1 pseudogene is annotated in these 324 nt (G+C 47.2%); it reads right to left on the bottom strand.

Annotation, left to right across the window (positions count from 1 at the left end):
- Positions 1 to 91: 91 nt before the first annotated feature.
- Positions 92 to 324: pseudogene (locus tag J4D97_RS23340) on the bottom strand (cytochrome c oxidase subunit II); the annotation flags it as partial.

Genomic DNA, 324 nt, shown 5'->3' with positions numbered 1-324 from the left:
CGGTATGCGGAACCGACACACCAATACCGCCTTGCGCCTGTGCGTTAGTAGGAATATTAGCAGCCATAGAGAAGCGTGCGTTAAAATGTAATTACAACGAAGCTGGAGTAGCCGATTGTACAGCGGCTGTAGCAGCCGGACCTACTGGAGCAGTTACTCCAATTGTTTTTTGATCTTGTGCTTTTTTCTTCAAGTTAGCCAGAATTTCAGGATTCTGTGACGAGAAGGATTTCTGCTGCGACAACCAAGCAATGTAGTCTTCTGGTTCCTCCACAATCACTTCCATTCGCATGGCAAAGTGACCCCGACCACATATCTGGTTAC

This window comes from Hymenobacter defluvii (assembly GCF_017589435.1).
Classification (GTDB): domain Bacteria; phylum Bacteroidota; class Bacteroidia; order Cytophagales; family Hymenobacteraceae; genus Hymenobacter; species Hymenobacter profundi.
This window is presented reverse-complemented; position numbering and strand designations above follow the sequence as displayed.